At 71.3% G+C, this 23,747-nt stretch carries 30 protein-coding genes; 15 read left to right on the plus strand and 15 right to left on the minus strand.

Annotated features, from left to right (window positions below; genetic code table 11):
* The first annotated feature begins 13 nt into the window (after nucleotides 1–13).
* From OM076_RS37670 to OM076_RS37685, 4 genes are all read left to right on the plus strand, one after another.
* On the plus strand, nucleotides 14–730 hold the full coding sequence (locus OM076_RS37670) for an IclR family transcriptional regulator (protein ID WP_372518131.1): 717 nt from the start codon (nucleotides 14–16) through the stop codon (nucleotides 728–730).
* Between the two features lie 33 nt (nucleotides 731–763).
* Nucleotides 764–1,117 (plus strand): ArsR/SmtB family transcription factor, encoded by a 354-nt coding sequence (locus OM076_RS37675; protein WP_270045339.1) that lies wholly within the window; start codon nucleotides 764–766, stop codon nucleotides 1,115–1,117.
* Nucleotides 1,098–1,589, plus strand: a complete 492-nt coding sequence (locus OM076_RS37680) for an SRPBCC family protein (protein ID WP_270045340.1) — start codon at nucleotides 1,098–1,100, stop codon at nucleotides 1,587–1,589. The genes OM076_RS37675 and OM076_RS37680 overlap by 20 nt, the downstream gene beginning before the upstream one ends.
* 91 nt (nucleotides 1,590–1,680) lie before the next feature.
* Nucleotides 1,681–2,235, plus strand: coding sequence for a transposase (locus OM076_RS37685; RefSeq protein ID WP_270045341.1), 555 nt, complete (start codon nucleotides 1,681–1,683; stop codon nucleotides 2,233–2,235).
* 35 nt (nucleotides 2,236–2,270) lie between these two features.
* Here the strand turns inward: OM076_RS37685 and OM076_RS37690 are convergent, their stop codons facing one another.
* Complete coding sequence (locus tag OM076_RS37690) at nucleotides 2,271–3,116, minus strand: DsbA family oxidoreductase (RefSeq protein ID WP_270045342.1); 846 nt, start codon at nucleotides 3,114–3,116, stop codon at nucleotides 2,271–2,273.
* Between the two features lie 22 nt (nucleotides 3,117–3,138).
* On the opposite strand from OM076_RS37690, the gene OM076_RS37695 reads away from it, so the two are divergent.
* Nucleotides 3,139–3,411, plus strand: coding sequence for a hypothetical protein (locus OM076_RS37695; RefSeq protein ID WP_270045343.1), 273 nt, complete (start codon nucleotides 3,139–3,141; stop codon nucleotides 3,409–3,411).
* On the opposite strand, the gene OM076_RS37700 is transcribed toward OM076_RS37695, so the two are convergent.
* Nucleotides 3,395–4,252: an AEC family transporter gene (locus OM076_RS37700; RefSeq protein ID WP_270045344.1), complete on the minus strand. Its 858-nt coding sequence runs from the start codon at nucleotides 4,250–4,252 to the stop codon at nucleotides 3,395–3,397. The genes OM076_RS37695 and OM076_RS37700 overlap by 17 nt on opposite strands.
* A 78-nt stretch (nucleotides 4,253–4,330) precedes the next feature.
* Here OM076_RS37700 and OM076_RS37705 point away from each other — a divergent pair, with 78 nt between their 5' ends.
* Nucleotides 4,331–4,669, plus strand: coding sequence for a hypothetical protein (locus OM076_RS37705; protein ID WP_270045345.1), 339 nt, complete (start codon nucleotides 4,331–4,333; stop codon nucleotides 4,667–4,669).
* On the opposite strand, the gene OM076_RS37710 is transcribed toward OM076_RS37705, so the two are convergent.
* Nucleotides 4,652–5,290, minus strand: coding sequence for a DUF1707 SHOCT-like domain-containing protein (locus OM076_RS37710; protein ID WP_270045346.1), 639 nt, complete (start codon nucleotides 5,288–5,290; stop codon nucleotides 4,652–4,654). The genes OM076_RS37705 and OM076_RS37710 overlap by 18 nt on opposite strands.
* A gap of 41 nt (nucleotides 5,291–5,331) precedes the next feature.
* On the opposite strand from OM076_RS37710, the gene OM076_RS37715 reads away from it, so the two are divergent.
* Both OM076_RS37715 and OM076_RS37720 read left to right on the plus strand, forming a co-directional pair.
* Nucleotides 5,332–6,867, plus strand: a complete 1,536-nt coding sequence (locus OM076_RS37715; protein ID WP_270045347.1) for an acetolactate synthase large subunit — start codon at nucleotides 5,332–5,334, stop codon at nucleotides 6,865–6,867.
* Nucleotides 6,867–7,580, plus strand: coding sequence for an SDR family NAD(P)-dependent oxidoreductase (locus tag OM076_RS37720; RefSeq protein WP_270045348.1), 714 nt, complete (start codon nucleotides 6,867–6,869; stop codon nucleotides 7,578–7,580). Before OM076_RS37715 ends, OM076_RS37720 begins: the two co-directional genes overlap by 1 nt.
* 122 nt (nucleotides 7,581–7,702) lie before the next feature.
* On the opposite strand, the gene OM076_RS37725 is transcribed toward OM076_RS37720, so the two are convergent.
* The 3 genes from OM076_RS37725 to OM076_RS37735 are packed head-to-tail and all read right to left on the minus strand — an operon-like array spanning nucleotide 7,703 to nucleotide 10,375.
* On the minus strand, nucleotides 7,703–8,104 hold the full coding sequence (locus tag OM076_RS37725) for a coiled-coil domain-containing protein (RefSeq protein ID WP_270045349.1): 402 nt from the start codon (nucleotides 8,102–8,104) through the stop codon (nucleotides 7,703–7,705).
* A gap of 33 nt (nucleotides 8,105–8,137) precedes the next feature.
* On the minus strand, nucleotides 8,138–9,496 hold the full coding sequence (locus OM076_RS37730; protein ID WP_270045350.1) for an MFS transporter: 1,359 nt from the start codon (nucleotides 9,494–9,496) through the stop codon (nucleotides 8,138–8,140).
* A gap of 21 nt (nucleotides 9,497–9,517) precedes the next feature.
* Nucleotides 9,518–10,375: an EamA family transporter gene (locus OM076_RS37735; protein ID WP_372518132.1), complete on the minus strand. Its 858-nt coding sequence runs from the start codon at nucleotides 10,373–10,375 to the stop codon at nucleotides 9,518–9,520.
* Between the two features lie 110 nt (nucleotides 10,376–10,485).
* On the opposite strand from OM076_RS37735, the gene OM076_RS37740 reads away from it, so the two are divergent.
* Nucleotides 10,486–11,196, plus strand: a complete 711-nt coding sequence (locus OM076_RS37740; RefSeq protein WP_270045352.1) for an SDR family oxidoreductase — start codon at nucleotides 10,486–10,488, stop codon at nucleotides 11,194–11,196.
* Here the strand turns inward: OM076_RS37740 and OM076_RS37745 are convergent.
* On the minus strand, nucleotides 11,171–12,061 hold the full coding sequence (locus tag OM076_RS37745) for an RNA polymerase sigma-70 factor (protein ID WP_270045353.1): 891 nt from the start codon (nucleotides 12,059–12,061) through the stop codon (nucleotides 11,171–11,173). The genes OM076_RS37740 and OM076_RS37745 overlap by 26 nt on opposite strands.
* Nucleotides 12,062–12,100: 39 nt before the next feature.
* Here OM076_RS37745 and OM076_RS37750 point away from each other — a divergent pair, with 39 nt between their 5' ends.
* The 3 genes from OM076_RS37750 (at nucleotide 12,101) to OM076_RS37760 (ending at nucleotide 15,689) form a co-directional block, all read left to right on the plus strand.
* The gene (locus OM076_RS37750) at nucleotides 12,101–13,021 is read left to right on the plus strand and encodes an NAD-dependent epimerase/dehydratase family protein (RefSeq protein ID WP_270045354.1); all 921 of its coding nucleotides are present in this window, start codon (nucleotides 12,101–12,103) and stop codon (nucleotides 13,019–13,021) included.
* A gap of 121 nt (nucleotides 13,022–13,142) precedes the next feature.
* The gene (locus OM076_RS37755) at nucleotides 13,143–14,195 is read left to right on the plus strand and encodes a LamG domain-containing protein (protein ID WP_270045355.1); all 1,053 of its coding nucleotides are present in this window, start codon (nucleotides 13,143–13,145) and stop codon (nucleotides 14,193–14,195) included.
* 99 nt (nucleotides 14,196–14,294) lie between these two features.
* Nucleotides 14,295–15,689 carry an MFS transporter gene (locus OM076_RS37760; protein ID WP_270045356.1) on the plus strand — a complete coding sequence of 465 codons (1,395 nt, stop codon included), beginning with the start codon at nucleotides 14,295–14,297 and terminating at the stop codon, nucleotides 15,687–15,689.
* Nucleotides 15,690–15,737: 48 nt separating this feature from the next.
* Here OM076_RS37760 and OM076_RS37765 read toward each other — a convergent pair whose 3' ends face one another.
* Nucleotides 15,738–16,514 (minus strand): cyclase family protein, encoded by a 777-nt coding sequence (locus tag OM076_RS37765; protein WP_270045357.1) that lies wholly within the window; start codon nucleotides 16,512–16,514, stop codon nucleotides 15,738–15,740.
* Nucleotides 16,515–16,571: 57 nt separating this feature from the next.
* On the opposite strand from OM076_RS37765, the gene OM076_RS37770 reads away from it, so the two are divergent.
* Entirely contained in the window at nucleotides 16,572–17,207 is a 636-nt protein-coding gene (locus tag OM076_RS37770; protein WP_270045358.1) for a hypothetical protein, read from the plus strand.
* Nucleotides 17,208–17,214: 7 nt separating this feature from the next.
* Here OM076_RS37770 and OM076_RS37775 read toward each other — a convergent pair whose 3' ends face one another.
* The gene (locus OM076_RS37775) at nucleotides 17,215–18,042 is read right to left on the minus strand and encodes a hypothetical protein (RefSeq protein ID WP_270045359.1); all 828 of its coding nucleotides are present in this window, start codon (nucleotides 18,040–18,042) and stop codon (nucleotides 17,215–17,217) included.
* 134 nt (nucleotides 18,043–18,176) lie between these two features.
* On the opposite strand from OM076_RS37775, the gene OM076_RS37780 reads away from it, so the two are divergent.
* Together OM076_RS37780 and OM076_RS37785 are read left to right on the plus strand one after the other, a co-directional pair.
* The gene (locus OM076_RS37780; protein ID WP_372518133.1) at nucleotides 18,177–18,926 is read left to right on the plus strand and encodes an HAD-IIA family hydrolase; all 750 of its coding nucleotides are present in this window, start codon (nucleotides 18,177–18,179) and stop codon (nucleotides 18,924–18,926) included.
* Between the two features lie 72 nt (nucleotides 18,927–18,998).
* The gene (locus tag OM076_RS37785) at nucleotides 18,999–19,694 is read left to right on the plus strand and encodes a DedA family protein (protein WP_270045361.1); all 696 of its coding nucleotides are present in this window, start codon (nucleotides 18,999–19,001) and stop codon (nucleotides 19,692–19,694) included.
* Here OM076_RS37785 and OM076_RS37790 read toward each other — a convergent pair.
* The 6 genes from OM076_RS37790 to OM076_RS37815 are packed head-to-tail and all read right to left on the minus strand — an operon-like array spanning nucleotide 19,691 to nucleotide 23,747.
* Nucleotides 19,691–20,059 carry an FKBP-type peptidyl-prolyl cis-trans isomerase gene (locus OM076_RS37790; protein WP_270045362.1) on the minus strand — a complete coding sequence of 123 codons (369 nt, stop codon included), beginning with the start codon at nucleotides 20,057–20,059 and terminating at the stop codon, nucleotides 19,691–19,693. The two genes, OM076_RS37785 and OM076_RS37790, sit on opposite strands and share 4 nt — an antisense overlap.
* A gap of 11 nt (nucleotides 20,060–20,070) precedes the next feature.
* Nucleotides 20,071–21,111, minus strand: coding sequence for an amidohydrolase family protein (locus tag OM076_RS37795; protein ID WP_270045363.1), 1,041 nt, complete (start codon nucleotides 21,109–21,111; stop codon nucleotides 20,071–20,073).
* Nucleotides 21,111–21,458 (minus strand): metal-sulfur cluster assembly factor, encoded by a 348-nt coding sequence (locus OM076_RS37800; protein WP_270045364.1) that lies wholly within the window; start codon nucleotides 21,456–21,458, stop codon nucleotides 21,111–21,113. Before OM076_RS37800 ends, OM076_RS37795 begins: the two co-directional genes overlap by 1 nt.
* Nucleotides 21,440–22,114 (minus strand): formylglycine-generating enzyme family protein, encoded by a 675-nt coding sequence (locus OM076_RS46540; RefSeq protein ID WP_270045365.1) that lies wholly within the window; start codon nucleotides 22,112–22,114, stop codon nucleotides 21,440–21,442. The genes OM076_RS37800 and OM076_RS46540 overlap by 19 nt, the downstream gene beginning before the upstream one ends.
* A gap of 14 nt (nucleotides 22,115–22,128) precedes the next feature.
* Nucleotides 22,129–22,932: a hypothetical protein gene (locus OM076_RS46545; RefSeq protein WP_270045366.1), complete on the minus strand. Its 804-nt coding sequence runs from the start codon at nucleotides 22,930–22,932 to the stop codon at nucleotides 22,129–22,131.
* Nucleotides 22,929–23,747, minus strand: coding sequence for a hypothetical protein (locus OM076_RS37815; RefSeq protein WP_270045367.1), 819 nt, complete (start codon nucleotides 23,745–23,747; stop codon nucleotides 22,929–22,931). Before OM076_RS37815 ends, OM076_RS46545 begins: the two co-directional genes overlap by 4 nt.

Raw genomic sequence — 23,747 nt, forward strand, 5'->3', positions numbered from 1 at the left:
CCAGGCGCTGCAGCTGCTCAAGCTCCTCGCCCGCCACGCCGCGCCGCTGCCGGCGTCGGCGATCGCGCGCGACCTCGACCTCCCGCGCAGCAGCACCTACCACCTGCTCAACGTGCTGATCGACGAGGGGTTCGTCGTGCACCTGCCGGAGGAGCGGCGGTACGGCCTCGGCGTCGGCGCGTACGAGCTCGGCAGCGCCTACGTGCGTCAGGACCCGCTGCGCTGGATCGCGCGCACCGTCCTCACCCGCCTCGTCACCGCCACCACCCACAACGCGCATCTTGCGCTGCTGCAGGGCCGCGAGGTCCTGTACGTGATCGAAGAGCGCGCGCCCGGGCGCCCGGGCCTGGTGACCGACGTCGGGGTGCGCCTCCCCGCCCACCTCACCGCCTCCGGCCTGGCGATGCTCGCCGCGTTGCCGGCGCAGCAGGTCGACGCGCTGTTCCCCAGCCGCCGGGTGCTCACGCGCCGCCACGACGCGGGTCCTGCCTCGCTGACACAGCTGCGTGCGCTCTTGAGCGCTGCGCGGAAGAGTGGCTATGCGGTCGAGGACGGCTTCGTGACCCCCGGCTTCGCGTCGGTCGCCTGCGCGGTGCGCGATCACACCGGTCATCCGATCGCCGCGGTGGCGGTGACCTACGAGGCGGGTGAGTCGGCCGAGGCGCTCGCCGTGCACGTCGCGCGCGCCGCGGACCAGGTCTCGCGGCGGATTCGTGGTAGCCGTACTTGACGTCGCATTCCGATATGGGAATATGTCTGTCAGATGGCCCGTGCAGCGACGACAGCGGACGCGTTCAACGCGGTGGCAGAGCCCCGGCGGCGTGAGATCCTCGATCTCCTGGCCGGCGGCGAGCGTCCTGTCAACGACCTCGTGCAGCTGCTGGGCATGAGCCAGCCACAGGTGTCCAAGCACCTGCGTGTCCTCCGCGAAGTGGGAGCGGTCGACGTGCGTGATCTAGGCCGTCAGCGGCTCTACCGGCTCAACGGCCACGCGCTCAAGCCCATTCACGACTGGGTGAAGACGTACGAGCGGACGTGGTCGGAGCGGTTCGAGGCGCTGGACGACGTTCTCGAAGACCTCAAACAGGAGCAAGACGATGCCCGCGACCACCGGTAGCGCAATCCTCACCCTTCCGTCCGACACCGAGATCCTCATGGTGCGCGAGTTCGACGCGCCACGCGAGCTGGTGTTCAAGGCGTACACGACCCCCGAGCTGGTCAAGCGCTGGTGGGCGGGCAAGCGCGGCAACGTCACGATCGCCGACATCGACCTGCGAGTCGGCGGCCGATGGCGCTACGTGATGGTCGCCGACGCCGGCTTCGAGGTCGCCTTCCACGGCGAATACCAGGAGATCGTCCCGAACGAGAAGCTGGTCAACACCGAGATCTTCGAAGGCGCGCCCGAGGCGGGCGCGGCCGTCGTCACCTGCACGTTCGAGGACCTCGACGGCGGCCGGACCAAGCTGTCGATGCTCACGAGCGTGGACACCAAGGAGATCCGCGACATGATCATCGGCACGGGCATGGAATCCGGCGCCCAGGAGGGCCTGGACATCCTCGAACAGATCGCGATCGAACTCGCCGCCTAGAAATTAAGCCCCACCTAAGGGGCCAGACCCCTTAGGTGGGATTTAAGTTCGGGCGAGGGGCGAAGGGACGGGCTGCCGAGCTACCAATGGCATGCCCAGACAGCCACGCCTCGAGCTCGCAGGCGGCATCCACCACGTGTGGTCACGAGGAGCCGCGAAGCAGACGATCTTCATCAACGACGACGATCGCAGGCGCTACCTGTGGAGGCTCGGGCGGGTCGTGCAACACATGTCCTGGCACTGCCTGGCCTACTGCTTGATGGGCAACCACATGCATCTCTTGATCGAGACTCCGAAGGCCAACCTCGGAAACGGGATGCAGCGGCTCCATGGGCCGTATGCGCAGGCCTTTAACCGCCGTCACAAGAAAGCAGGCCACGTCTACGGCGCACGATACGACTCGAAACTGATGAACAACGACGCCCACCTGTGGGTGACGACGAACTACATCGTCCACAACCCGGTCAAGGCCGGCCTGTGCCGTGCCCCTGACCAGTGGCCGTGGTCGAGTCACACCCACTTCGTCGCCGGCACGTCGCCCGCCTGGATGTCAACCGGACGGCTGATCTCGTTCTTCGAATCGATGGGCGGAGATCCCCGCGAGCGCTATCTGGACTACATCGCCGCGAGCACGTCGCTTCCCTAAACCCCACCTAAGGGGCCAGACCCCTTAGGTGGGGTTTAAGTCAGGGACCAGAAGCCATCGGCGCCGACGTGGCGCTCTGTCGCGACGCGGCCGAGCGCTTCGCGGGCGTCCGGGACCGACAGCCCGCACAGCTCCGCGACCTCCTTCGAGGCCAGCGGCTCACCCGCCCACGCGAGGGCCTCCACGACGCTCGCCGGGGCTTCGCGGCGGGCGACGTCCGGGAGCAGGTTCGCGAGCAGGACCTCGTAGGTCAGGAAGGGCTGGAAGCCGGGCGCGACCACCTGCAGGCCGTCGCTGACGCGGGTGATCTCGTAGCTCGGGCAGGTGTAGCGCCGCCCGCCCGCCCATCCCGCGAGCTTGGAGTCGAGCACCAGCGCCGCGGGCATCGGCGCGCGGGCCAGGGCCTTGTCCTCCGCGACCGCTGCGAGCACGTCGTCGCGGACCATCCACCCGGCGAGCGCCCGCGGGTCCAGCCCGGCATCCAGCGCCGCGCCCATGATCGTCTCGGGCGCGTCGAGCAGCTCACCCGAGAAGTTGCGCACCCGCAGCGCGCGCAGGAGCGGCCGGGTGTGCTCGGGCGCGTGCAGCCGGGCCGCCACCACGGCGGTGCAGGCCGGCAGCGACACCGCCATCCGCTCGGGCGCCGACGTGACCATCGGCATCCCGTGATCGTGCGCGATCCGCCGGTACGCGCCCGCCAGCTGCTTGACGCCGAACCCGGAGTTTGCGAGCTGCTCGGTGGACTCCGAGAGCACGACCATCCGCACGTGCCACTCGATCGCGTCGCCGTACAGCCAGTTCAGGTGCTGCCGGAACGGCTCGGCGGAATAGGCCCACGGGCACGCGGGATCGGTGAACTCAGTGATCAGGACGTCGGCCATGGCCGCCATCCTATGAACGCACATGAGTCAGCTTTCCAAGGCGATCGAGCTGGTGGGCACGGCGGTGGCGCTGGTCCTGCTCGCGGGGATCGTCCTCGTCCTGCTCAAGGCCAACCGGGCCAACGACATCGTCGAGGCCGTCCGCGACGCTGCCAACTGGCTTGCCGGACCGTTCAACGGGATGTTCGAGCTCAGCTCCGCTCGCCGCTCCCTCGCTGTGAACTGGGGTATCGCGGCGGTCGTGTACTACGGCGCGTCGCGCGTGCTCGCCGGCTTCGTCAGCCGGCGAGCGTGAGCGAGAGCGGCAGGAGCGCGATCGCGCACCCGATGCTGATCGCCAGCCCGGTCGCCGCCGTCCGCGGCGAGTAGCCGTAGACCTGCGAGAAGGAGACGACCGAGGTCGGCACCGGGCCGAACGCGAGCAGCCAGACCGCACCCGGAAGGTCGACCCCGGCCAGCGTCGCGAGGCCCAGCAGCGCCGGGACGAGCGTGAAGTGCAGCGCGAGCGCGCGGACGGTCATCGCCACTTGCGGCACGCCGGTCCAGCGGTTGCGCGGCCACGAGACGCCGAGCAGCATGAAGCCGAAGAACGCCATCACGATGCCGAGCACCGCGACGACGGAGTCGACGAAATCCGGCGCCGGGAAGACGAGGCCGAGCAGCAGCCCGCTCATGGCGGCGATGGTCGGCGCGTAGTCCGCCAGCGCGGTCTTTGCGGACTGGCTCTTCGGCGCGTGGGAGCGCATCGCGCGCACGCCGATCGCGATCCGCGCCTGCGTGAGCATGTCGTAGGCGATCACGAACACCGCCGCTTCGGCCCCGAGCGCGGCCGCGGCCACGGGCGCCGTCCAGAACGTCGGGTTGCCGAACATCCAGAACGAGAACAGCGCGCCGTCCGTGCGCTTGCGGAACACGCGGGAGGCGACGGCGACCGACGTCAGCTGGGCGACGAGCAGGACCCCGATCGCGGCAACATTGCGGACGCTGACGTTGAAGCTCCAGCCGGCGAGGACGGACAGCAGCCCGATCCCGCCCGCGAGCTGGAGCCGGAAGAGGATCGTGACGTGCTGCTGCAGCCACCGGCGCGTGCCGAGACCCGCGAGAAATGCACCGAAAAGCGGGAGGGCAGCGACCACGCCTAATTCGATAGCAGACGAACCACCCCCCGATCGGGGGTTGGCTGTCATCTGGGCACGCTAGCGTGGGTGGAGCACGTGCCGACCGTTCACGGCCTCGAGTTCGCTTACAGCCTGTATCCGCTCCCTCCAGGGCGGATGCCGTTCCGGCGCTGGCGCTGGGAGCTCTGGCACGGATCGCAGCTGATCGCCGCGGGTTGGCGCCTCGGGCGGCCGGATGCGGGTCGAGCGCTGCGCGTGTACGCCGCCGAGCACGGCCACAAGCTCTTCGGGCTGCCGGTCCCGCCGCGCGACCCGCGCACCGGGCGCGGCGACCTTCCCCCGGGCACTACGGAGCGGCTCGCGATCGGGCCGATCACCGCGCTGCTGGTCCCGCGGGCGCTCGAGCGCCCCGCGGTCTCAGCTCCCGTGCCGTAGGTGCTTCTGGGCCTTGCGCTCGGCGCGTGTGAGCTTGCGCCCGCGCTTGACGTCGATGCCGCCCATGATCGAGATCAGACTCAGGCGAATCGTCGGGCCGCCGGGATCGGGGTGATCCTCCCCGATGTCGGTGCTGTTGCCGCCCATGAAGGCGAAGTCACTCAGCTCCACGTTGACGCCGTCGGGCACGCGAATCTCCGCCCCGCCCATGAGCGCGACGACGGTGAGTCGGACGACGTCGTCGGCGAGCTCTGCGTCGCAGAGGTCCAGATCCGAGCCGCCCATGAAGTTGATGACCTTCAGGTGCGGGCCGACGCGCCAGCGCCCCTTGCGCTCGCGGCCGCTCATGATCGAGACGAGCCAGTTCGCCCCGTCCTCCCCGCGCTTGACCGGCATGCGCTTGCCGCGGGTCGCCGGGTGCGCCTGGTCGCCGGGGGCGACGACGTCGGCGATCAGCCGCTGCAGCTCGCTGTGGGTCCGCGACTCATAGACGGTGGTCAGCCGCTCGTCGAGCTCATCCATCGTCAAACGGCCCTCGCCGGCGGCGCGTCTGAGCACCTCGGCGTGGTGTTCGCGGTCTGCGTCGGAGGCCCGGAGCTCGGGGAGCGAGTCGTCGGTCACCGTTCTCAGCGTACATTCCGGGCCATGTTTGGGGCTGTGACTTGAACGGGGCGGAAAGCGTCCTGCGGACGCTGGCGAACTCCGGGGTGTCCGTCTGCTTCGCGAATCCCGGGACCTCGGAGATGCATCTGGTGGCCGCGCTTGACCGCGTGCCGTCGGTGCGCGGTGTACTGACGTTGTTCGAGGGAGTGGCCTCGGGCGCGGCGGACGGCTACGCGCGGATGGCGGGCGATCCCGCCGCGACGCTCCTGCACCTCGGGCCGGGGTTCGGGAACGCGTTCGCCAACGTCCACAACGCGTACAAGGCGCGAACGCCGATGGTCAACGTGGTGGGCGATCATGCGGTCGCGCACAAGCCGCTGGGAGCGCCGCTGGCGAGCGACATCGAGTCCGTCGTCCGGCCCGCTTCCCAGTGGGTGCGGACGGTGCGGGACGCGCGGTCGGCGGCGCTGGACACGGCCGAGGCGGTCGCGGCGGCGCGTGCCTCCGGGGTCGCGACGCTGATCGTTCCCGCCGACGCTGGGTGGGAGCAGAGCCTCGGGGCCGTGCCGGCGCTGGCGGTGCCGGTTCTGTCGCCGGTGCCGGACGAGGCGGTCTCGGCCGCTGCTGTGGCGCTGCGGCGACCGGGCGCGGCGCTGCTGATCGGCGGGGCGGCGACGTCGGCGCGCGGGGTGGACCTCGCGGCGCGGATCGCCGCCGTGACGGGCGCCGCGTTGCTGCGGGACACGTTCGCGCCGCGGCTCGCGCGCGGCGGCGGGCGGCCGCGGCCGGTGGGTGTGCCGTATCTGACCGAGATGGCGGTCGATGCCTTGTCCGGCTTGTCATCGCTGGTGCTCGTGGACACGCGCCGGCCGGTCGGGTTCTTCGCGTACCCGGGGCAGCCGAGCCTGCTGGCGGACCCGTCGACGGATCTCGTCGCTTTGGCTTCGCCGGGTGAGGATGCGCTCGGCGCGTTGGAGGCGCTGGCAGCGGAGGTGGGTGCGCCGGCGTCGGTGGTGGTTCCGGCTTTGGAGCGGGTGGCGTTGCCGACGGGCGGCGCGTTGAACGTCGACAACCTCAGCGCGATCGTGGGTGCGCTCCTGCCCGACGACGCGGTCGTCGTGGACGAGGCGGTGACCGCGTCGGTGCTGTTCGTCGAGCGCACCGCGGGCGCGGGCGAGCACGACTATCTGTTCCTGACCGGCGGGTCGATCGGGTGGGGCATGCCTGCCGCGACCGGTGCTGCGGTGGGGGCTCCGGGCCGGCCTGTGATCTCTTTGGAGGCCGACGGCTCGGCCATGTACACGATCCAATCGCTGTGGACCCAGGCTCGGGAGGGCCTCGACGTGACCACGATCATCATCGCCAATCGCTCCTACGCGATCCTCGAGTTCGAGTTCTCGCGCGTCGGTGCCGAAGGGGACGGACGGGCAGCGCACGAGTTGATGGACATCGGGCGGCCTGAGCTGTCGTTTGCGGGGCTCGCGCAGTCGATGGGGGTGCCGGGGCGGCGGGTCGACGACGTTTCCGGGATGGTGTCGGCGCTGCGCGAGGCGCTGAATGAGCCCGGGCCGCACCTGATCGAGGCGATGGTCTGATGCGGGCGATCGTCACGGGCGGCGCGTCGGGCATCGGCGCCGCCGCGGTCGCTGAGCTGCGCGCGCGGGGAGCGCGGGTGATCGTGTTCGACCGCGATGTGGTCGAGGGCGACGACGCGATCCGCGTGGACGTCACCGACGCCGCGGGTGTGGACGCGGCGGTCGCGGAGGCGATTTCGCGGCTGGGCGGCCTCGACGTGCTCGTCAACAACGCGGGGATCGGCGCGGCGGGGACGATCGCCGACAACTCCGACGAGGAGTGGCACCGGGTCTACGACGTCAACGTCGTCGGCATGGTGCGCGTGTCGCGGGCGGCGCTGGGCGCCTTGCGCGAGTCGTCATCCGCCGCGATCGTCAACACGTGCTCGGTCGCGGCGACCGCGGGAATCCCCCAGCGCGCGCTCTACAGCGCGACGAAGGGCGCCGTGCTCGCGCTGACGATGGCGATGGCCGCCGACCACGTCGGCGAGGGCATCCGCGTCAACTGCGTCTGCCCCGGCACGGCCGACACGCCGTGGGTCGGCCGCCTCCTCGACGCTGCCGACGACCCGGACGCGGAGCGGGTGGCATTGAATGCCCGGCAGCCGATGGGCCGCCTCGTCAGCGCCCAGGAAGTCGCCGACGCGATCGCCTACTTGGCCACCGCCACCGGCGCCACCGGCACGGCCCTGTTCGTCGACGGAGGCATGCAGAACCTCCGCCTCCGAAAATAAACCGAACCTAAGGGGTCAGACCCCTTAGGTTTCCTTTAGGTCACGGTTCACCGCGCAACGCGGCTTCGGGCCTGCGATACAACCTAAACGCGAGATAAGGGGCCAGACCCCTTAGGTGGGGTTTAGAAAGCGTTACGCCGCTTGAGCTCCGCCATGACCTTGCGGCGGCGGAAGAGGCCGGCGCTGGCGAGCTTGGAGAGGGCTTCGCGGCGCTCGTGGGACTCGGCGCGGGCGCGGACGAGCTCGAGGCGCAGCTCCTTCGCGTCCTCGCGCGCGGCCTCGAGGGAGGCGCGGAGCTCGATCGCGTCGGCGCGGGCGGAGTCGATCAGGCGGCGGCTGGCCTCGAGCTCGGTGCGGAGGCCGTCGGCCGTCTCGAGCGCGGCCTTGAGCTGCTTGAGCTCGCCGTCGTCGTGCTCGGTCACGAGTACCGGGTTCCGGCGGGTCTCCCCCTTGGGGGCCAGTGCGGCTCGCAGCTCCTCCCCGGAGACGTGCGGCGGCTCGGTGCTGTGATCCGTCTCGCTCATGGGGTCGTGTTCGCGGCGCGCGAGCCGCTTCCTTCAGGCGACCGCGAGGACGAGCGCGCCGGTCAGCGCAAGCAGCGAGAACGCCGCGCCGGGATGGTTCTGCGTCGTCTGCACGAGGACGGCCACGACGATCCCGCCGGCGTTACCCGCGAGCCAGATCACCGCGGTCGCCGCGCTGCTTCGCGAGCGGCGCTCGGTCAGCTCGAGGATCACCGGCAGGCTCCCGAGCAACACGACGCCGAGCGGGATGACCGCGACCACGGCCGCACCGGGCGCGAGGGCGAGGAACACGCAGCCCGACGCGGTCACCACCGCGGCGACGCGCAGGAACCGCCGCTCCGCGCCGCTCCGGACGAGGAGCTCGGGCAGAAACGCCGAGCCGACGACGCCCGCGAGGACCATCGCGCCGAGCAGCCAGCCGGCGGTCGCGTCGCTGACCCCCGCGGGCTCGAGCAGCGCCTGCAGCCAGGTCGTCAGCGCGACGAACACGCCGAACCCGAGGAACGCGACGCCGGCGAGGCGCCGGATCGCGCGGTCGCCCCACACGGCGCGCAGCTCGGCCCGCCCAGCAAAGGCGGGCGCGGAGAGGTCGGCGTGGGCGGGCGCGGAGAGGTCGCCGTGGGCCGGCGCGCCGAGGCCGGGCCGGGCCGAGGCGGAGAGGTCGGCGTGGGCGGGCGCGGCGCGGTCGGGCCGGGCCGACGCGGAGAGGTCGCGGTGGGCGGGCTCGCCGAGGTCGGGCCGGGCCGCGGCGGAGAGGTCGGCGTGGGCGGAGGCGGTGAGGTCGGCGTGGGTGGGCGCGGCGAGGTCGGGCCGGGCCGAGGCGGAGAGGTCGGCGCGGGCGGGCGCGACTCCCCGCATCGCGAGCGTCAGCCACGTCGCCGCGGCCACGGCCACGATCAGGTCGACGACCAGCAGCGGCGTGAGCGAACCCGCGTCGCCCAGCGCCGGGCCGAGTGGCAGCGCGAGCGCGGTGCCCGCGAAGATGCCGGCGGAGCCGAGCGAGATGCCCTTCGCCAGCGCGTCCGGCACCGACACGAGCGCGATCTTCGTGACCGCGTTGAGGATCAGCGGTTGGGCGACCGCGATCAGGATCTGGCCCGCCAGGGCGGCCGCGAAGGTGTCCGAGCTGAGCCGCACCGCCCCGCCCACCGCAGTCAGCCACGCGCCGAACAGCAGCGCGCTCCGGAACCGCCGGTCCAGCGCCAGCCCGGCCGGCAGCGCCAGCACCACGTAGAGCAGCGGGAAGACCTGGGAGAGCCAGCCGACGGCGCTTTCGGAGACGTCGAAGTGCTGCGCGACGTCGGTGGTGATCGGCGCGTAGGTCAGCCACAGCAACTGGTTGGCCGCCGCGACCGCGGCGTAGGCGGCGACGGTTCCCCAGCGCGCGGGCACGCGGCGGGACGATATCGGTGGTTAGACCTCTGCGCGCGCGCCGCGGGTGGCGCCCGCCGATGCGGCCACGACGCACAGGACGGCGATCCACTGCGACCACTGCAGCGACTCCTGGAGCACGATGAGGCCGATGAGGGCCGCCATCGCCGGCTCGAGACTCATCAGGATGCCGAACACGCGCGGTGGGATCTTGCGGAGGGCTTCCAGATCCAGGGAATACGGGATCACCGACGACAGCAGCGCCACGCCCAGCCCGGCAAGCAGGATCCACGGCGCAAGCAGCGCCGTGCCGGCGTCGACCGCCCCGAAGGGCACCGCCACCACCGCCGCGACGGCCATTCCCAGAGCCAGACCGTTGCCTTCCGTGGTGTGGCGGCCCAGCGCCGCGCCGACCAGGATGTACAGGCCCCAGCACGCGCCGGCGGCGAGGGCGAACAGCACACCGACGAGGTCGAGGTCGCCGTTTCCGTCCATCAGCAGGACGACCCCGCCTGACGCGAGCACCGCCCACAGGGCATCCAGCCAGCGCCGCGACCCGGCCAGGGCCACCGCGAGCGGCCCGAGGAACTCGATGGTCACCGCGATCCCCAGCGGCAGCCGGGCCAGCGCCAGGTAGAAGCAGAGGTTCATCACGCCGAGAACCACGCCGTAAGCGAGCACGACCGTCCACGCGCCACGGCTCATGCGCAGCGACGGCCGCCACAACAGCGTCAGCACGACCGCCGCGAAGAACAGCCGCAACGCGACCGTCCCGAAGCTGCCCACTTCGCCGAACAGGTGCTTGGCCAGCGCCGAGCCCACCTGAACGCTGACGATGCCGAGGAGTACGAGTGCCGGTGCCGGGACCGCGCCGAAGCTACGTCCGGCCAGCGCGGTCAGGGAAGACCACGTCGGCGTGCGCCGCGTAAAGTCCTGTCGACGTTCAGGGTGGCCATGCGTGGATTATCCACGATCGATGACTTTCCCCGTTTGAGCGGGTCACAACCCACATGCTGCTCAAAGGCAAGAACGCGGTGGTCTATGGCGGCGCGGGCTCGATCGGCGGCGCGGCGGCACGTGCCTTCGCCCGCGAGGGCGCGCACGTCTTCCTCGCCGGACGCACACCCGCGCCACTCCAAGCCCTCGCGAAGGAGATCGGGGCCGAGTGGGCGGTCGTGGACGCCCTGGACGCCGCCGCAGTCGACGCCCACGCCGACACGATCGGCCGGATCGACATCTCGTTCAACGTCATCAACCACAACGACGTGCAGGGCACGCCGATGGCCGAGATGGACGTCGAGGACTACCTGGCGCCCGTCCTGACCGCGGTGCGCACCAACCTGATCACCTGGCAGGCCGCGGCGCGCCACGGCGCGGGTGTGATCCTCGTCTTCGGCGGTGAGGGCGACCCGCCGCGCGGCTACCACCTCGGCGGCCTGCAGACCGCCTTCCACGCGCTGGAGGCGATGCGCCGTCAGTTCTCCACCGAGAACCGGGGCGTCCGAGTCATCACGCTGCGCACGGGCGGCGTGCCGGAGTCGATCCCCAAGAACTTCCAAGGCCGCGACGCGATCACCAAGAGCCTCGACGAGTCCACGCTGCTCGGCCGCAGCGCCACGCTCGAGGACGTCGGCAACGTGGCCGCGTTCGTCGCCTCCGATCAGGCCCGCACGATGACGGCCGCCACGGTGAACGTCAGCGCCGGCGCGCTGATTGACTAGGCCGCAACCCCAAGGTCGACGTCTCCCCCAGGTGCCCGAGCTTCTCCGGGTTGAGCATCGAGTAGATCGAGGCGATGCGTCCGTCGACGACGTCGAGCCCCATGACGTTGACGATCCGGCCGTCGGAATCGACCGTCCTGAACCCCGGGTGGCCGTTGACCCAGACGGGTTCGAGCGTGACGCCGAGCGTGTCGACCTGCCCGTAGAAGGCGAGCAGCGCGCGAGCGATGGCGGGCGCGCCGTGCATCGCGTGCGGGATCGAGCGGGCGATGCCGCCGCCGTCGCCGATCAGCACCGCGTCCGGGGCGAGCACGGCGACCAAGCCCTCGAGATCGCCCTCGCGCGCGGCGGCGAGGAACCGCGCCGCGAGCGTGCGTCGCTCCCCGGGGTCCGCGTCGAAGCGCGGGCGCTCGTCGGCCACCCGCTTGCGCGCCCGCGAGAGGATCTGGCGGCAGTTGTCCTCGCTGCGATCGACGGTCCCCGCGATCTGGTCGAACCCCAGGTCGAACGAGTCGCGCAGGACGAACACGGCCCGCTCGACCGGGTTCAGCCGCTCCAGCAACACGAGCATCGCCAGCGACACCGACTCCTCGGTCTCGGCCGCGGCGGGCGCCTCGGGCTCGATCAGCGGCTCGGGCAGCCAGTCGCCCACGTAGGTCTCGCGCCGCACCCGCGCGGAGCGCAACACGTCGATCGCCAGCCGTGACGTGACCGTGGTCATGAACGCGCGCTCGTTCTCGACGACCACATCGCTCGAGGACGCACGCCGCAGGTACGCCTCCTGCACGACGTCCTCGGCCTCGGCGACCGAGCCGAGCATCCGGTAGGCGATCGAGAACAGCAGCGGGCGAAGATCGTCGGTCACGGCTGTCACAGCTTTTCACGCCGTCTCGTCGAAGGGGGCATGCACATCCTCATCGCAGGCGCCACGGGCGCCGCCGGCCGTGCGCTCATCCCACGACTCATCGCGACCGGCTACGCCGTCACCGGCACCACCCGCACCGAAGCCAAGACGGGCGAACTGCGCGCGCTCGGCGCGAACGCCCAGGTCATGGACGGCCTCGACGCCGCCTCCGTGAAGGCCGCCATCGACGCCACCCAGCCCGACGTGATCGTCCACCAGATGACCGCGCTGACCGGCATCGACATGAAGAACATCGACAAGGCGTTCCACCTCACCAACCGGCTGCGCACCGAAGGCACCGAGCATCTCCTCGCCGCCGCCGACGGCCGGCTCCTGATCGCCCAGTCCTTCGCCGGCTGGCCGTACGAACGCCGCGGCGGCCCGGTCAAGACCGAGAACGACCCGCTCGATCCCGCCCCGCCGAAGGGCATCCGCGAGACCCACGCCGCGATCCGCCGGCTGGAGCGGCTGACGACCGAGGCCGGTGGCATCGTGCTGCGCTACGGCGGCTTCTACGGCCCGGGCAGCGGGATGGCGCCCGGGGGCGAGCAGACCGAGATGATCCACAAGCGCCAGTTCCCGCTCGTCGGCAACGGCGAGGGCGTCTGGTCCTTCCTGCACACCGACGACATCGCCACCGCCACCCTCGCGGCGATCGAGCGCGGCCGCCCCGGCGAGATCTACAACATCGTCGACGACGAACCCGCCCCCGCCAAGGAGTGGCTCCCGTACATCGCCGAGCACCTCGGCGCCAAGCCCCCGCGCAAGGTGCCGGCGTGGATCGCCAAGGTCGTCGCGAGCCCCGCGGCGGTGATGATGATGACCTCCTCCCGAGGTGCGTCCAACGCCAAGGCGAAGGCCGAACTGGGCTGGCGCCCGACGCACCCGAGCTGGCGCGACAGCTTCGCCGCCGGCGCCTGAGTGTCGGTCACCTGAACATTCGTCCAGCGGACTCCGCGGTCCGGAAGAATCCGGCCGCCCCGTCGGTTGGTCCAGTGTGATGGTGACGGAGCTGGGCAGATGGGCGGTACGGGTAGGAGTCGTGACGGCGGCGGCCGCGGCGGTGGGTACGTCGCCCGCCGCCGCGAGCGAGCAAGGCCTGGTGGCGCAGTGGAACTTCGACGAGGGCACCGGCCAGGTCGTCCACGACTCCGGCCCGTTCGGGCTGGACGCGACCCTCGGCCTCACCGCCCAGGCGGATGCCGCCGACCCGGTCCGGATCGCGGGCGCGTCCGGCGGCGCGCTGCACTTCGACGGCACGACGTTCGTGCGCCTGCCCGACACACCCAAGCTCGCCGTGCAGCATCTGACCATCGAGGCGACCGCCCGGGCGAATGGGAGCCCGGGCTCGTACCGCTACCTCGTCGCCCGTGGTGGCTCGAAGTGCGTGTCCGCCTCCTATGGGCTCTACACCGCGCCGAACGGCGGCCTTGCGTTCTACGTGTTCGACGGCAGCCGGTACGTGCTGTCGGCGACCGCACGCCGCAAGGACGTCTGGGACGGCAAGTGGCACAACCTCACTGGCTCCTTCGACGGCGCCGCGCTGCGGCTGTTCGTCGACGGCCGCGAGGTCGGGGAGCCGATGGCGGCGCCGCTGCGGATCAGCTACGCGATCCCGTCGAGCAACGCGCTGATCGGCCAGTACGGCGGCGAGTGCGACCTCGGCTTCACCGGGGACATCGACTCCGTCAGCATCCGCTCGGACGCCGGCACCCCGGGCCCGACGCCGGAGTCACCCACGCCGCCCTCGTTGCCCGCCGCCGCTCCCGGCACGACGCTTCCCGCCGCGGAGCCCCCGCCGGTTCCGACCCGGCCGACCGACCCGAAACCGACTGCCTCCACCTGCGCTGTGCGTCTCTCGCGGGCGACGATCGTGGCCGGCCGTCGGACCATCATCCGGGCCCGGCTCGTGCACGCCCCCAAGCACCGCAAGCTGCGCGTCTCCGCCCGCCGCGGCTCGTCCCGCAAGGCCGTCGCCACGGCCCGCTTGAACCGGGCCGGAAGCGCTCGCCTGGTGCTCAGGGCACAGCGCGTCGGGCACCTCACGGTGCACGTCACCGGATGCGCCTCGGCGCAGCTGCGGATCCGCAAGTAAGGCGCAGCGCTAGAGCGGCGAGCAACTAAGGCCCAGAGCCGAAAATGAGGCTCCGTACTCCCCATGTAAGGGGCCTCCCTCAGCTCCAAAATCCCTTACATGCTCGATCAATCAAAGGCCCAGCAACGCAAGTGGTGGGCGCTCGCGCTGCTCGCCACCGCGCAGTTCGTCGTCGTGCTCGACGCGTCCGTGGTCAACGTCGCGCTCCCCTCGATCGGGAAGGATCTGCAGCTCTCCCGCGAGGGCCTGGCGTGGCTGGTGAACGCGTACGTGCTCGCCTTCGGCGGGTTCCTGCTGCTCGGCGGGCGGATGGCGGACCTGCTCGGCCGCCGGCGGGTCTTCATGGCGGGCTTCACGCTGTTCGCGGTCGCGTCCTTCGCGGGCGGGCTGGCGACGAGCGGCGGGACGCTGATCGCCGCTCGCGCGCTGCAGGGCCTCGGCGCCGCGATTCTCTCCCCCGCCGCGCTCAGCCTGGTCACGACGACGTTCGCGGAAGGCGCCGAGCGCAACACGGCGCTGGGCGTGTGGGGCGCCGTGGCCGCCGGCGGCGGCGCGGCCGGCAGCCTCCTGGGCGGCGTGATCACGCAGACGCTCGGGTGGGAGTGGGTGCTGTGGATCAACACGCCGATCGGGATCGCGGCGGCCGCGCTCGCACCCACGGTCCTGCGCGAGTCCAAGGTCGACGCCGCGACTCGCTCCTTCGACGCGCTCGGCGCGTTCACCGTCACCGGCGGGCTCGTCGCCCTCGTCTACGGCGTGATCGACGGCGTCAAGCCGGAGTTCGTGCTGATCGCCGCCGCGTTCCTGGCCGCGTTCGCCCTCGTCGAGACCCGCACCGCCAACCCGCTGGTCCCGTTCCGGATCTTCCGCAGCCGCGGCCTGACCGGCGCGACCGTGACCGGCGTCCTGATGGGCGGCGCGCTGATCGGCCTGTTCTTCTTCGCCACGCTCTACCTGCAGCAGGTCCTCGCCTACGGCCCGCTCGAGGCCGGCCTCGCCTTCCTGCCGCTCGCGCTGACGATCGGCGCCTCCGCCGGCGTCGCGTCGCAGCTCTCGACCACGCTCGGCCCCAAGCCGGTGCTCGTCGCGGGCCTCGCCACGCAGGCCGCCGGCCTCTACTGGTTCAGCCACGTCTCGGCGAACGGCAGCTTCCTCGGCGACGTCCTCTTCCCCAGCCTCGTCGTCGCCCTCGGCATGGGCCTCGCCTTCGTGCCGCTGACGATCGTGGCCATGAGCGGCGTGAGCGAGCACGAGTCCGGCCTGGCGAGCGGCCTGATGGCGACCGCGCAGCAGATCGGCCAGGCGATCGGCCTCGCGCTCCTGACCGGCGTCGCCACCACCACCGCGACCACGCCGCAAGCCCTGACGAACGGGTTCGAGAACGCCTTCCTCCTCGCCGCGGCCTTCGCGCTGATCGCCGCCCTCGCGGCCTTCCTGATCATCCGCCGCACCCGCCTCCCGCAGCCGGGCACCGCCGTCCCGGTGCCGGCCTGAACATAAAGGGGGTCTGACCCCCTTTATCTAAATGGGGTCAGACCCTCTTTAGGTAAGAGCGATGGGGCGGACCGGGGAACCGGTGCCGCCCCGGAGCTTCAGGGGGAGGCAGACGAAGGCGAACTCGCGCACGCCGTCGGCCGCGAGGTCTTCGAGGAAGAGCGATTCGATGATGTGGATGCCCGATTGCACGATCAGGATCGTGTGGCCCGGGAGGGAGCCGAGCTCTGGGTCGCGGTCGTCCGGGACGTCCCAGGCGACGTTGTCCGCACCCACGGCACAAGGCCCGCGAGCGGCGAGCCAGCGGGACGCTTCGGCGGTGATCCCACCCGCCCGCAGGTAGGCGGGGCGGTCTGCCCACAAGGCGCCCGAGCCGAGCCGGACGAGCACGACGTCCCCGGGTCGCAGCGAGAGCCCCGCCGCCGCTGTCTCGAGGTCGGAGGCGCTAACGCGGTAGCCGTCGTCACAGCGCCCGCCCGGCGCCACGTCGAGCAGCACGCCGCGGGTGACGATCGGGGCCACGGTGTCGATCCCCAGCGCCGTGAACCCCACCGGCGTCTGCACCCGCCCGTCGACCTCGACGCCCCCGTGCAGGCGACCCTCGTAGGCCTGATGGCAGAGCGCGTCGATGTGGGTGCCGGAGTGCTCGGTCATCACCAGCAGCGCCGAGGCGCTCGTCCGCGCCTCCGCCGCATCGCGCTCGTGGCGGCGGTGCAGGTTGAGGATCACGCCCGGCTCGTGCGCCGGCCACACCGGCGCACCCGCGAAGCGCGGCTGCTCGAGGTCGTACGCCCGCGCGCCACCCAGCGCGTCGAGGAGGCTCATGTCACACGACGTACCCACCGATCAAGGCGCGCACGCGCCCGCCGATCTACCCGGACAATGCGCCGCCTCCTGCTCCTGCCCATCCTGGCCGCGTGCGCGGCCGTCGGACTGACCGGCTGCGGGAAGGAAGCGAACGCGCTCGATCCGCAGCTGCGCGCGAGGACCTTCACCTTCGACGCGTCGGTCGCGCCCAAGGACCGCGAGTGGATCCTCGCCGCGATCGACAAGGTCCGCCCGGAAGCGCGGCAGCTGATCGACGACGTCGACGGCATGGTCACGATCAGCACCTTCAACCAGCCCAACGGCGCCGCGGTCGGCACCACGCTGCAGGTCGGCGAGCGGCAGTTCGCGGTGCGCTTCAACCTCGGCTACCTCGACGGGGAGCGCAAGTCCGACCGTGACGTCACGGTCGCCCACGAGCTGGGCCACGTCGTCGATTTCGCCCTCATGCCGTCCGACCTGCGCAACCAGCTCGCGGCCCAGCTGCCGACGAGCGGTGCCTGCTTCACCGCCGACTCGGGCGACTGCACCGCGCCGGAGGAACGCTTCGCCGACACGTTCGCCAAGTGGGCGCTGCGCGGCGCCGTCTCGGCCTACGGCGCCGGCTACGGCACGCTCGCCCCAGCATCGCTGGAGAGCTGGGGCGCGCCGCTGGCGTCGCTGGCGATCGCCGTCGAAGTCGCCTCGCGCTAATCCGCGCTCAGCGGACCGTGATCTTCTTCGTCAGCGTGGTCTTCTGCTTGTTCTGCGTGAGCGTGACGGTGGCCGTGTACTTCCCGGCCTTCAGGCTGCTCGCCGTCGCGAGCGCGAGCGAGACGCTCTTGCCGGGCAGGATCCGGGTCGCCTTCAGCGTCCCGTTCTTGGTGCCCAGCGCGCTCTTGAGCGTCACCTTGCCGGTCACCGGAGCGATCGTGTTGCCCGTGTTCTTCACGCTCAGCACGAGCGCGCGGCTCGTGCCGGTCCCGGAGAGCTTCGCCGCGCCCGCCTTGAGCCCGTAGGTCGCGGTCGCCGCGTTGTAGCGCAAGGTGTCGAGCAGCCGGTACCCGGTCACGATCCCCTTGGTCTTGGCGATGTCCGCCGGCACGCCGATGACCTCCAGCGCGCCGTACAGATAGCCGGCGGCCGGCACGCTGCCGAGCGTGACCGTGACGTCCTTGGACGCCCCAGGCGCGAGCGCGAACGACGGCTCGCTGACGCTGACGCCGCCGAGCGTCGCGCGGCGGTTGGGCGAGACGACCCCGCTCGCGGACTGCGTCCACGGGCGCGCCGCGACCGTCACGGTCAGCGCCTTCTTGGAGTTGTTGGCCACCTTGAGCGTGTCGGTCGCTCCGGCCTGCGCCACGCGGTCGACCTTCAGCGTCGAGCCGGTCGAGCCGGTCGAGGTCGAGAGCGCCAGCCCGCCTTCCGCCTGCGCGGCACGCCCACTCGAGTCGTCCGCACGCGCGATCACCGCGCCACCTACGGCCGCCGCCAGCACCCCTGCCGCCGCAACCGTCTTCAGACCCGCACCAGACACCATCAATTGCACTCCAAGACCCTCGCTCTTCGCGTCACGTTGCTCAACAGACCTACCACGTGAGAACCCTCAGACGACGCGATCGGAGCGGCGAGTTTCTCCGTAGCCTGTCGGGCGTGACCCGACTCGAGATCCGCTCGTGGCTGATGGACATGGATGGCGTGCTCGTCCACGAAGAGCAGGCGATCCCCGGCGCCGACCGGTTTCTCGGGAACCTGCGCAGGCGCGGGGCGCCGTTCCTGGTGCTCACCAACAACTCGATCTACACGCGCCGCGACCTCGCGGCGCGCCTGAAGACGAGTGGCTTGGACGTACCCGAGGAGGCGATCTGGACGTCGGCCCTGGCGACGGCGAAATTCCTCGAGGACCAGCGCCCGGGCGGGTCGGCGTTCGTGATCGGCGAGGCAGGGCTGACCACAGCGCTGCACGAGGCGGGCTACACGCTGACCGAGCGCGCGCCCGACTACGTGGTGCTGGGTGAGACGCGGACGTACAGCCTCGAGCGGATCACGCTCGCGATCCGGCTGATCGTCGACGGCTCGCGCTTCATCGCCACCAACCCGGACGCGACCGGGCCCTCACCCGACGGCCCGATGCCCGCGACCGGCTCCGTGGCGGCGCTCATCAGCCGCGCGACCGGCGTCGAGCCCTACTACGTCGGCAAGCCGAATCCGCTGATGATGCGCAGCGCGCTGAACGCCATCGACGCGCATTCCGAGACGACCGCGATGATCGGCGACCGGATGGACACCGACATCGTCGCCGGGCTGGAGGCGGGGCTGGACACGATCCTCGTCCTGACCGGCATCAGCACCCGCGAGTCGGCCGAGCGCTTCCCGTACCGGCCCGCGCGGATCGTCGAGTCCGTCGCGGACCTGGCCGCCGAGCTCGAGTAGGGCTTCCCGCACCCCCGCCGACGTGGTGCCGGGGGTGTGCGGCGCGCTCGGCGCGACCGAGAATCAGCCTCGATGAAGCGGATCGTCCTCCTCGTGGCCATCGCGATCACCGCCACCGCGCTCGTGGTGACCGACACGGTCCAGCTCCCCAACCTCGAGCATGCGTTGACGGACCTGTCGGAGACGCTCGGCACCTGGACCTACGCGCTCGTCGGCGGGCTCGCGTTCCTGGAGACCGGCGCCTTCGTCGGCCTGATCGCGCCGGGCGAGACCGCGATCGTGCTCGGCGGCGTGGTCGCCGCGCAGGGGCAGATCGACCTCGTCACGGTGCTGCTCGTCGCGTGGGTCGCCGCGGCTCTGGGCGACATCGCGTCCTTCATCCTCGGCGCCCGGCTCGGCCGCCGCTTCATCCACACCCACGGCCAGCGGGTCGGGATGACCGCCCCGCGCGTGGACCGCGTCGAGGCCTTCTACGCCCGCCACGGCGCGAAGGCGATCCTCGTCGGCCGCTTCATCGGGATCATCCGCGCGGTCTCGCCGTTCCTCGCCGGCGCGTCCGGGCTCAAACTCCGCGCGTTCCTGCCGTGGAGCATCATCGGCACGGCCGTCTGGGCCAGCGCCTTCACGCTCGTGGGCTACGCGTTCAGCGAGTCCTTCAGCAAGGCCGCAGGTGCACTCACGCACGGCGCGTTCGCGCTCGCCCTGCTCGCCGCGGTGGTCCTTGCGGTGCGCGCGCACCGCAAGGCCGCTCACACGTCCGCCGGTTAGCGCACGCCGATCAGGTCGACGACGAACACCAGGGTCTCGTTCGGGCCGATCACGCCGCCGGCGCCGCGCGGGCCGTAGGCCATGTCCGGCGGGATCGTGATCCGGCGCCGGCCTCCGACCTTCATCCCCGCGACGCCCTCGTCCCAGCCGCGGATGACCTGGCCCTTGCCGAGCCCGAACTTGAACGTGTCGCCACGATCCCACGACGCGTCGAACTGGTTCCCGGTCTTCCAGGACACGCCGACGTAGTGGACTTCGACGATGTGGCCGGCGCTCGCCTCGTCGCCCTCGCCCTCGACGAGGTCCTCGAGCTCGAGCTGGTACGACGGCGCCTGGTCTGGGATCTCGACCTCTGGTTTCTCCATGTCGTAGGACGCTAGCTCAGACCGAGCTCCTTGGACTTCGCCTCGACGTCGATCCCGTGCAGGCGGGCGAGGTTGCCGCCGAGGATCTTGCGCTTGGCCTGGTCGGTGAGCTGCGGATAGCCGCGCTCGGTGACGATGTCCTGCGGCAACTCGAAGTTCCAGAACGCCTCAAGCGCCCACTGCGGGTGCCAGATCGGCGCCTCGCCGCCGTAGAGGATCTTGTCCTCGCCGCACCACCACAGCATCTTCCCCAGCATCTCGGCGAAGACCCGCGGCTGGCGGGAGATGAAGTTGACCGTGGCGGCGATCGACGCGTACAGGTTCGGGAAGCGCACGATCTGCCAGAGCACCTCGTCAAGCCACGGCAGGCCGACGTGGAAGATGACGAAGTTGATGTCCGGGAACGCCGCGGCGGCGCCGTCCATGTCGAACGTGCGGGTGTGCTCGATCGGCTGAGGCCCGAGCGGGACGCCCTTGTGCACGCCGATCAGGTTCACGCCCAGCTCCTGCGCCTTCTCGAACACCGGGAAGGCCACGCGCGGGTCGTCCATGCGCCACGGGAACGGCTGGCCGTAGTCGTAGCGGACGTTGTAGAACTTGAACGCCTTCGCCCCGAACTCCTTGACCTGGATCTCCATCAGGTCCAGGGCCTTCTTGCCCTCGAGCGGGTTCACGGAGCCCCAGAAGACGGCCCGGTCGGGGTGCTTGGACGCCATCTCGGCGCACTTCTTCCAGTCGCTCAGCCCGTCGTGGAAGAGATCGGTCAGCGGCAGCGGCTGCGCGGCGATCATGTCGGTGTCGGAGCCGGCGATGACCATCTCGTAGATCTCGTCGACGCTCCACTCCTTCATGAACTCCTCGCGGCTGAGGATCGTCTCGCCCTCGGCCGTGAGCAGTTGGTGGAACGCGAAGAGGTGCTCGTCGAACATCAACCCCGGGCCGCCGAGCGCGTTCTTGGGGTCGAAGTTGAAGATGTGGCAGACGCAGTCGAAGACGAACGCGTCGACCTTGCGTTTGCGTTCGATGCCGGGCTGGGTGTCGGTGACGGCCATTACGCAGCGCTCCTCGCAAGGCGGTAAGGCTCGAGCTCCTCGAGCGGCATGGTCAGCTTCGCGCGGGCCGACTCCGAGAGCCGGTCCGGCGTCCAGGCGGGTTCCCACACGACCTTGACCTCGACGGTCTCGACGCCGTCCAGCGCGATCAGCGCCTCCGGTATCGCGGCCGACATGTTCGCCACGAACGGGCACCATCCCGTCGTCGGGATCAGGTCGACCTCGACGTGCGCACCCGACTGGCGGACGTCCTCCACCACGCCCATGTCGACGATGGACACCCCGCGGTCCTGGCAGCAGGGGTCATAGACGCCGCGCAGGGCGTCGATCAGGAGCTCCCGGTCCATCCACTCCTCCTTGCGTCGCGGTCGAACACGATGCGAAAGCCGGTGGTGCCGGTGGCGCGCTCCGGGTCGGCGGGCAGCACCCGTGCCGCGTGCAGGCCGTGCTGGGTGTCGAGGTAGGAGCCGCCGCGGACGACGCCCCAGCCGTCCTCGCCGGTGTCGCTCACCCACTCCCAGACGTTGCCGGCGAGCTGCTCGGCACCGCACGGCGATGCGCCCTCCGGGTGGGTGCGGACCGGCACGGTCCAGCCCCACGCCGCCTCCGCGCAGTTGCAGCGGTCGGCGTCGAAGGTGTGACCCCATGGCCACGGCCGTTCGTCGTCGCCGCGCGCGGCGGCCTCCCACTCGGTGCCGGTGGGCAGGCGGGCGCCGAGGCTCGCACAGAACGCGATCGCGTCGGCGCGCGTGACCAGGACGACCGGGTGGTCGGCGAGCTGCTCCTCGCCGACCCGCGGGTGGTCCGGCCGGAAGCGGGCGAACGCGGCATTGGTGACCGGGAAGCGGCCGATGAAGACGCCCGCGACCGGCACCACGTCGTCGACCGCGGGCGGCTCACGCGAGGGCGCGGGGCGGCGCCGTGGCGGCGCGGCGGGTGGCAGTGCGCGACCACCGGCCGAGAGGCCGAGCCAGGCCGCCACCTCGTCACGCGCGCCGAGCACCTCAACCGCACACGCTACATCCGCGCCGCCCAGGTCTGCGTCCCGCTGTCGCACGGGTAGTACCGGTGGCCCTTGCGGTGCGTCTGCATCCGCGCGCGCAGCGTCCCCACCGCGCCGTCGGCGAGGAAATGTCCCTCGAAGCGGATGCGATAGCGCTCGGAGGAGCCGTCGACGTAGCGGACCGTGTACGGCGTGTCGTCCAGGAACGTGCCGTCGGGCTTGACCTTGGTCGTCGTGATCGAGCTGCCCATCGGCACGACGGCCTTCGGGCCGCACTTCATCGTCGCGGTCCAGACGCCGTACACGCGGCCGTTGCGGGCGACGCGGATCGTCACCGGCAGCCGCACGGGTCCGGCGAACTGGGCGCTGAGTCCGTTGAACAGGCTGCTCGGCGGGGGCATCGCGGGTGCACCGGCGGGTGCGCTCGCCACGCGCAGCGAGAGCGGGCGGGTGAAGCCGGGGCATCCGCGGGCGCTGAAGCGCACCTTGCCCTCCACCGCGTCGGGCGTGATCGTGCCGGAGACGCTGAAGCGCAGCCGGTGGCCGTTGACGCGGGTGTGACCGGAGGCGCTGAAGGCGGAGCCGTCGGGCGTGCTGCCTGACAGCCGCGCGACGGTGTCGACCCGCGGCTCCTCGCCGCACGCGAAGACGATCAGCACGCGCATCTGGATCCGGCCGTCGTCCTTGCGCACCAGCGAGGTGTAGGGCGCGGCCCCGCGGCCTTTGAGGACCGCCGCGCCGCCGTAGTGGGTGTCGGCGTGCGCCGCCGGAGCGGCCGCGAGGAAGACCCCCGCGGCCGCGATCAGCGCGCGTCTCACGGCCGCGCCGTCCACGCGACCGTCCCGCTGTCGCACGGGTAGTAGCGATGCCCCTTCTTGTGCAACTGGGAGCGCGCGCGCAGGGTGCCGGCGGCGCCGTCGGCCATGAAGCGGCCCTTGAAGGTCACGCGATAGCGCTCGCGCACGCCGTCGTCCCAGCGGATCGTGTACGTCTCGCTGCGGCTGAAGCTGCCGTCCGGTTTGACGGTCGTCGTCGGCGAGTTGTTGATGAGGTGGCTGGTGGCCTTCGGCCCGCACTTCATCATCGCGGCCCACGTCGACCAGACCCGGCCCTGCTTGGTCACCCGCAGCGCGACGGCGAGCCGGATGCCGGCCGCGGCCTGGCCCGTCATGCCGGCGAACAGCGAAGCGGCGGGCGGAGCGGTGGGCGCGCCCGCGGGCGCGGACTCGGTGCGCAGGACGAGGTCGCGGGTGTACTTCGGGCAGCGCGCCATCCCCATCTTCAGCGTGCCCGCGGCGGAGTCGGGCGCGAGCGTGCCACTGATCGAGAAGCGCAGCGTCCCCCGCCCCGGCAGCCGCTGCTTGCCCGCGGCGGTGAAGTTCACGCCGTCCGGCGTCGACCCCTTCAGCTTGACCACGTAGTTGTAATACGACTGCTTGCGGCAGGTGTAGCCGAAGCCGAGCCGCACGGTGATGCGTCCGTCGTCATGCCGCACGAGCGTGGTCGACGGTCCTGCCGGCGAATTGCGAAGCGCTGCGACGCCGCCGTACTGCGTGTCCGCTTGCGCGGTCGGGGCGCTCAGGCCGAGCGCCGCCGTGGCGATGATCAACGACCCGGTGCGATGGAGCCTCAC

This window comes from Solirubrobacter ginsenosidimutans (assembly GCF_027587205.1).

Excerpts from the sequence above, each read along its gene's own strand:
- OM076_RS37675 (WP_270045339.1), top strand. The coding sequence starts at position 764 with ATGGCCCGTGCAGCGACGACAGCGGACGCGTTCAACGCGGTGGCAGAG.
- OM076_RS37680 (WP_270045340.1), top strand. The coding sequence starts at position 1,098 with ATGCCCGCGACCACCGGTAGCGCAATCCTCACCCTTCCGTCCGACACC.
- OM076_RS37685 (WP_270045341.1), top strand. The coding sequence starts at position 1,681 with ATGCCCAGACAGCCACGCCTCGAGCTCGCAGGCGGCATCCACCACGTG.
- OM076_RS37690 (WP_270045342.1), bottom strand. The coding sequence starts at position 3,116 with ATGGCCGACGTCCTGATCACTGAGTTCACCGATCCCGCGTGCCCGTGG.
- OM076_RS37695 (WP_270045343.1), top strand. The coding sequence starts at position 3,139 with ATGAGTCAGCTTTCCAAGGCGATCGAGCTGGTGGGCACGGCGGTGGCG.
- OM076_RS37720 (WP_270045348.1), top strand. The coding sequence starts at position 6,867 with ATGCGGGCGATCGTCACGGGCGGCGCGTCGGGCATCGGCGCCGCCGCG.
- OM076_RS37725 (WP_270045349.1), bottom strand. The coding sequence starts at position 8,104 with ATGAGCGAGACGGATCACAGCACCGAGCCGCCGCACGTCTCCGGGGAG.
- OM076_RS37740 (WP_270045352.1), top strand. The coding sequence starts at position 10,486 with ATGCTGCTCAAAGGCAAGAACGCGGTGGTCTATGGCGGCGCGGGCTCG.
- OM076_RS37750 (WP_270045354.1), top strand. The coding sequence starts at position 12,101 with ATGCACATCCTCATCGCAGGCGCCACGGGCGCCGCCGGCCGTGCGCTC.
- OM076_RS37760 (WP_270045356.1), top strand. The coding sequence starts at position 14,295 with ATGCTCGATCAATCAAAGGCCCAGCAACGCAAGTGGTGGGCGCTCGCG.
- OM076_RS37765 (WP_270045357.1), bottom strand. The coding sequence starts at position 16,514 with ATGAGCCTCCTCGACGCGCTGGGTGGCGCGCGGGCGTACGACCTCGAG.
- OM076_RS37770 (WP_270045358.1), top strand. The coding sequence starts at position 16,572 with ATGCGCCGCCTCCTGCTCCTGCCCATCCTGGCCGCGTGCGCGGCCGTC.
- OM076_RS37780 (WP_372518133.1), top strand. The coding sequence starts at position 18,177 with ATGGACATGGATGGCGTGCTCGTCCACGAAGAGCAGGCGATCCCCGGC.
- OM076_RS37785 (WP_270045361.1), top strand. The coding sequence starts at position 18,999 with ATGAAGCGGATCGTCCTCCTCGTGGCCATCGCGATCACCGCCACCGCG.
- OM076_RS37790 (WP_270045362.1), bottom strand. The coding sequence starts at position 20,059 with ATGGAGAAACCAGAGGTCGAGATCCCAGACCAGGCGCCGTCGTACCAG.
- OM076_RS37795 (WP_270045363.1), bottom strand. The coding sequence starts at position 21,111 with ATGGCCGTCACCGACACCCAGCCCGGCATCGAACGCAAACGCAAGGTC.
- OM076_RS37800 (WP_270045364.1), bottom strand. The coding sequence starts at position 21,458 with ATGGACCGGGAGCTCCTGATCGACGCCCTGCGCGGCGTCTATGACCCC.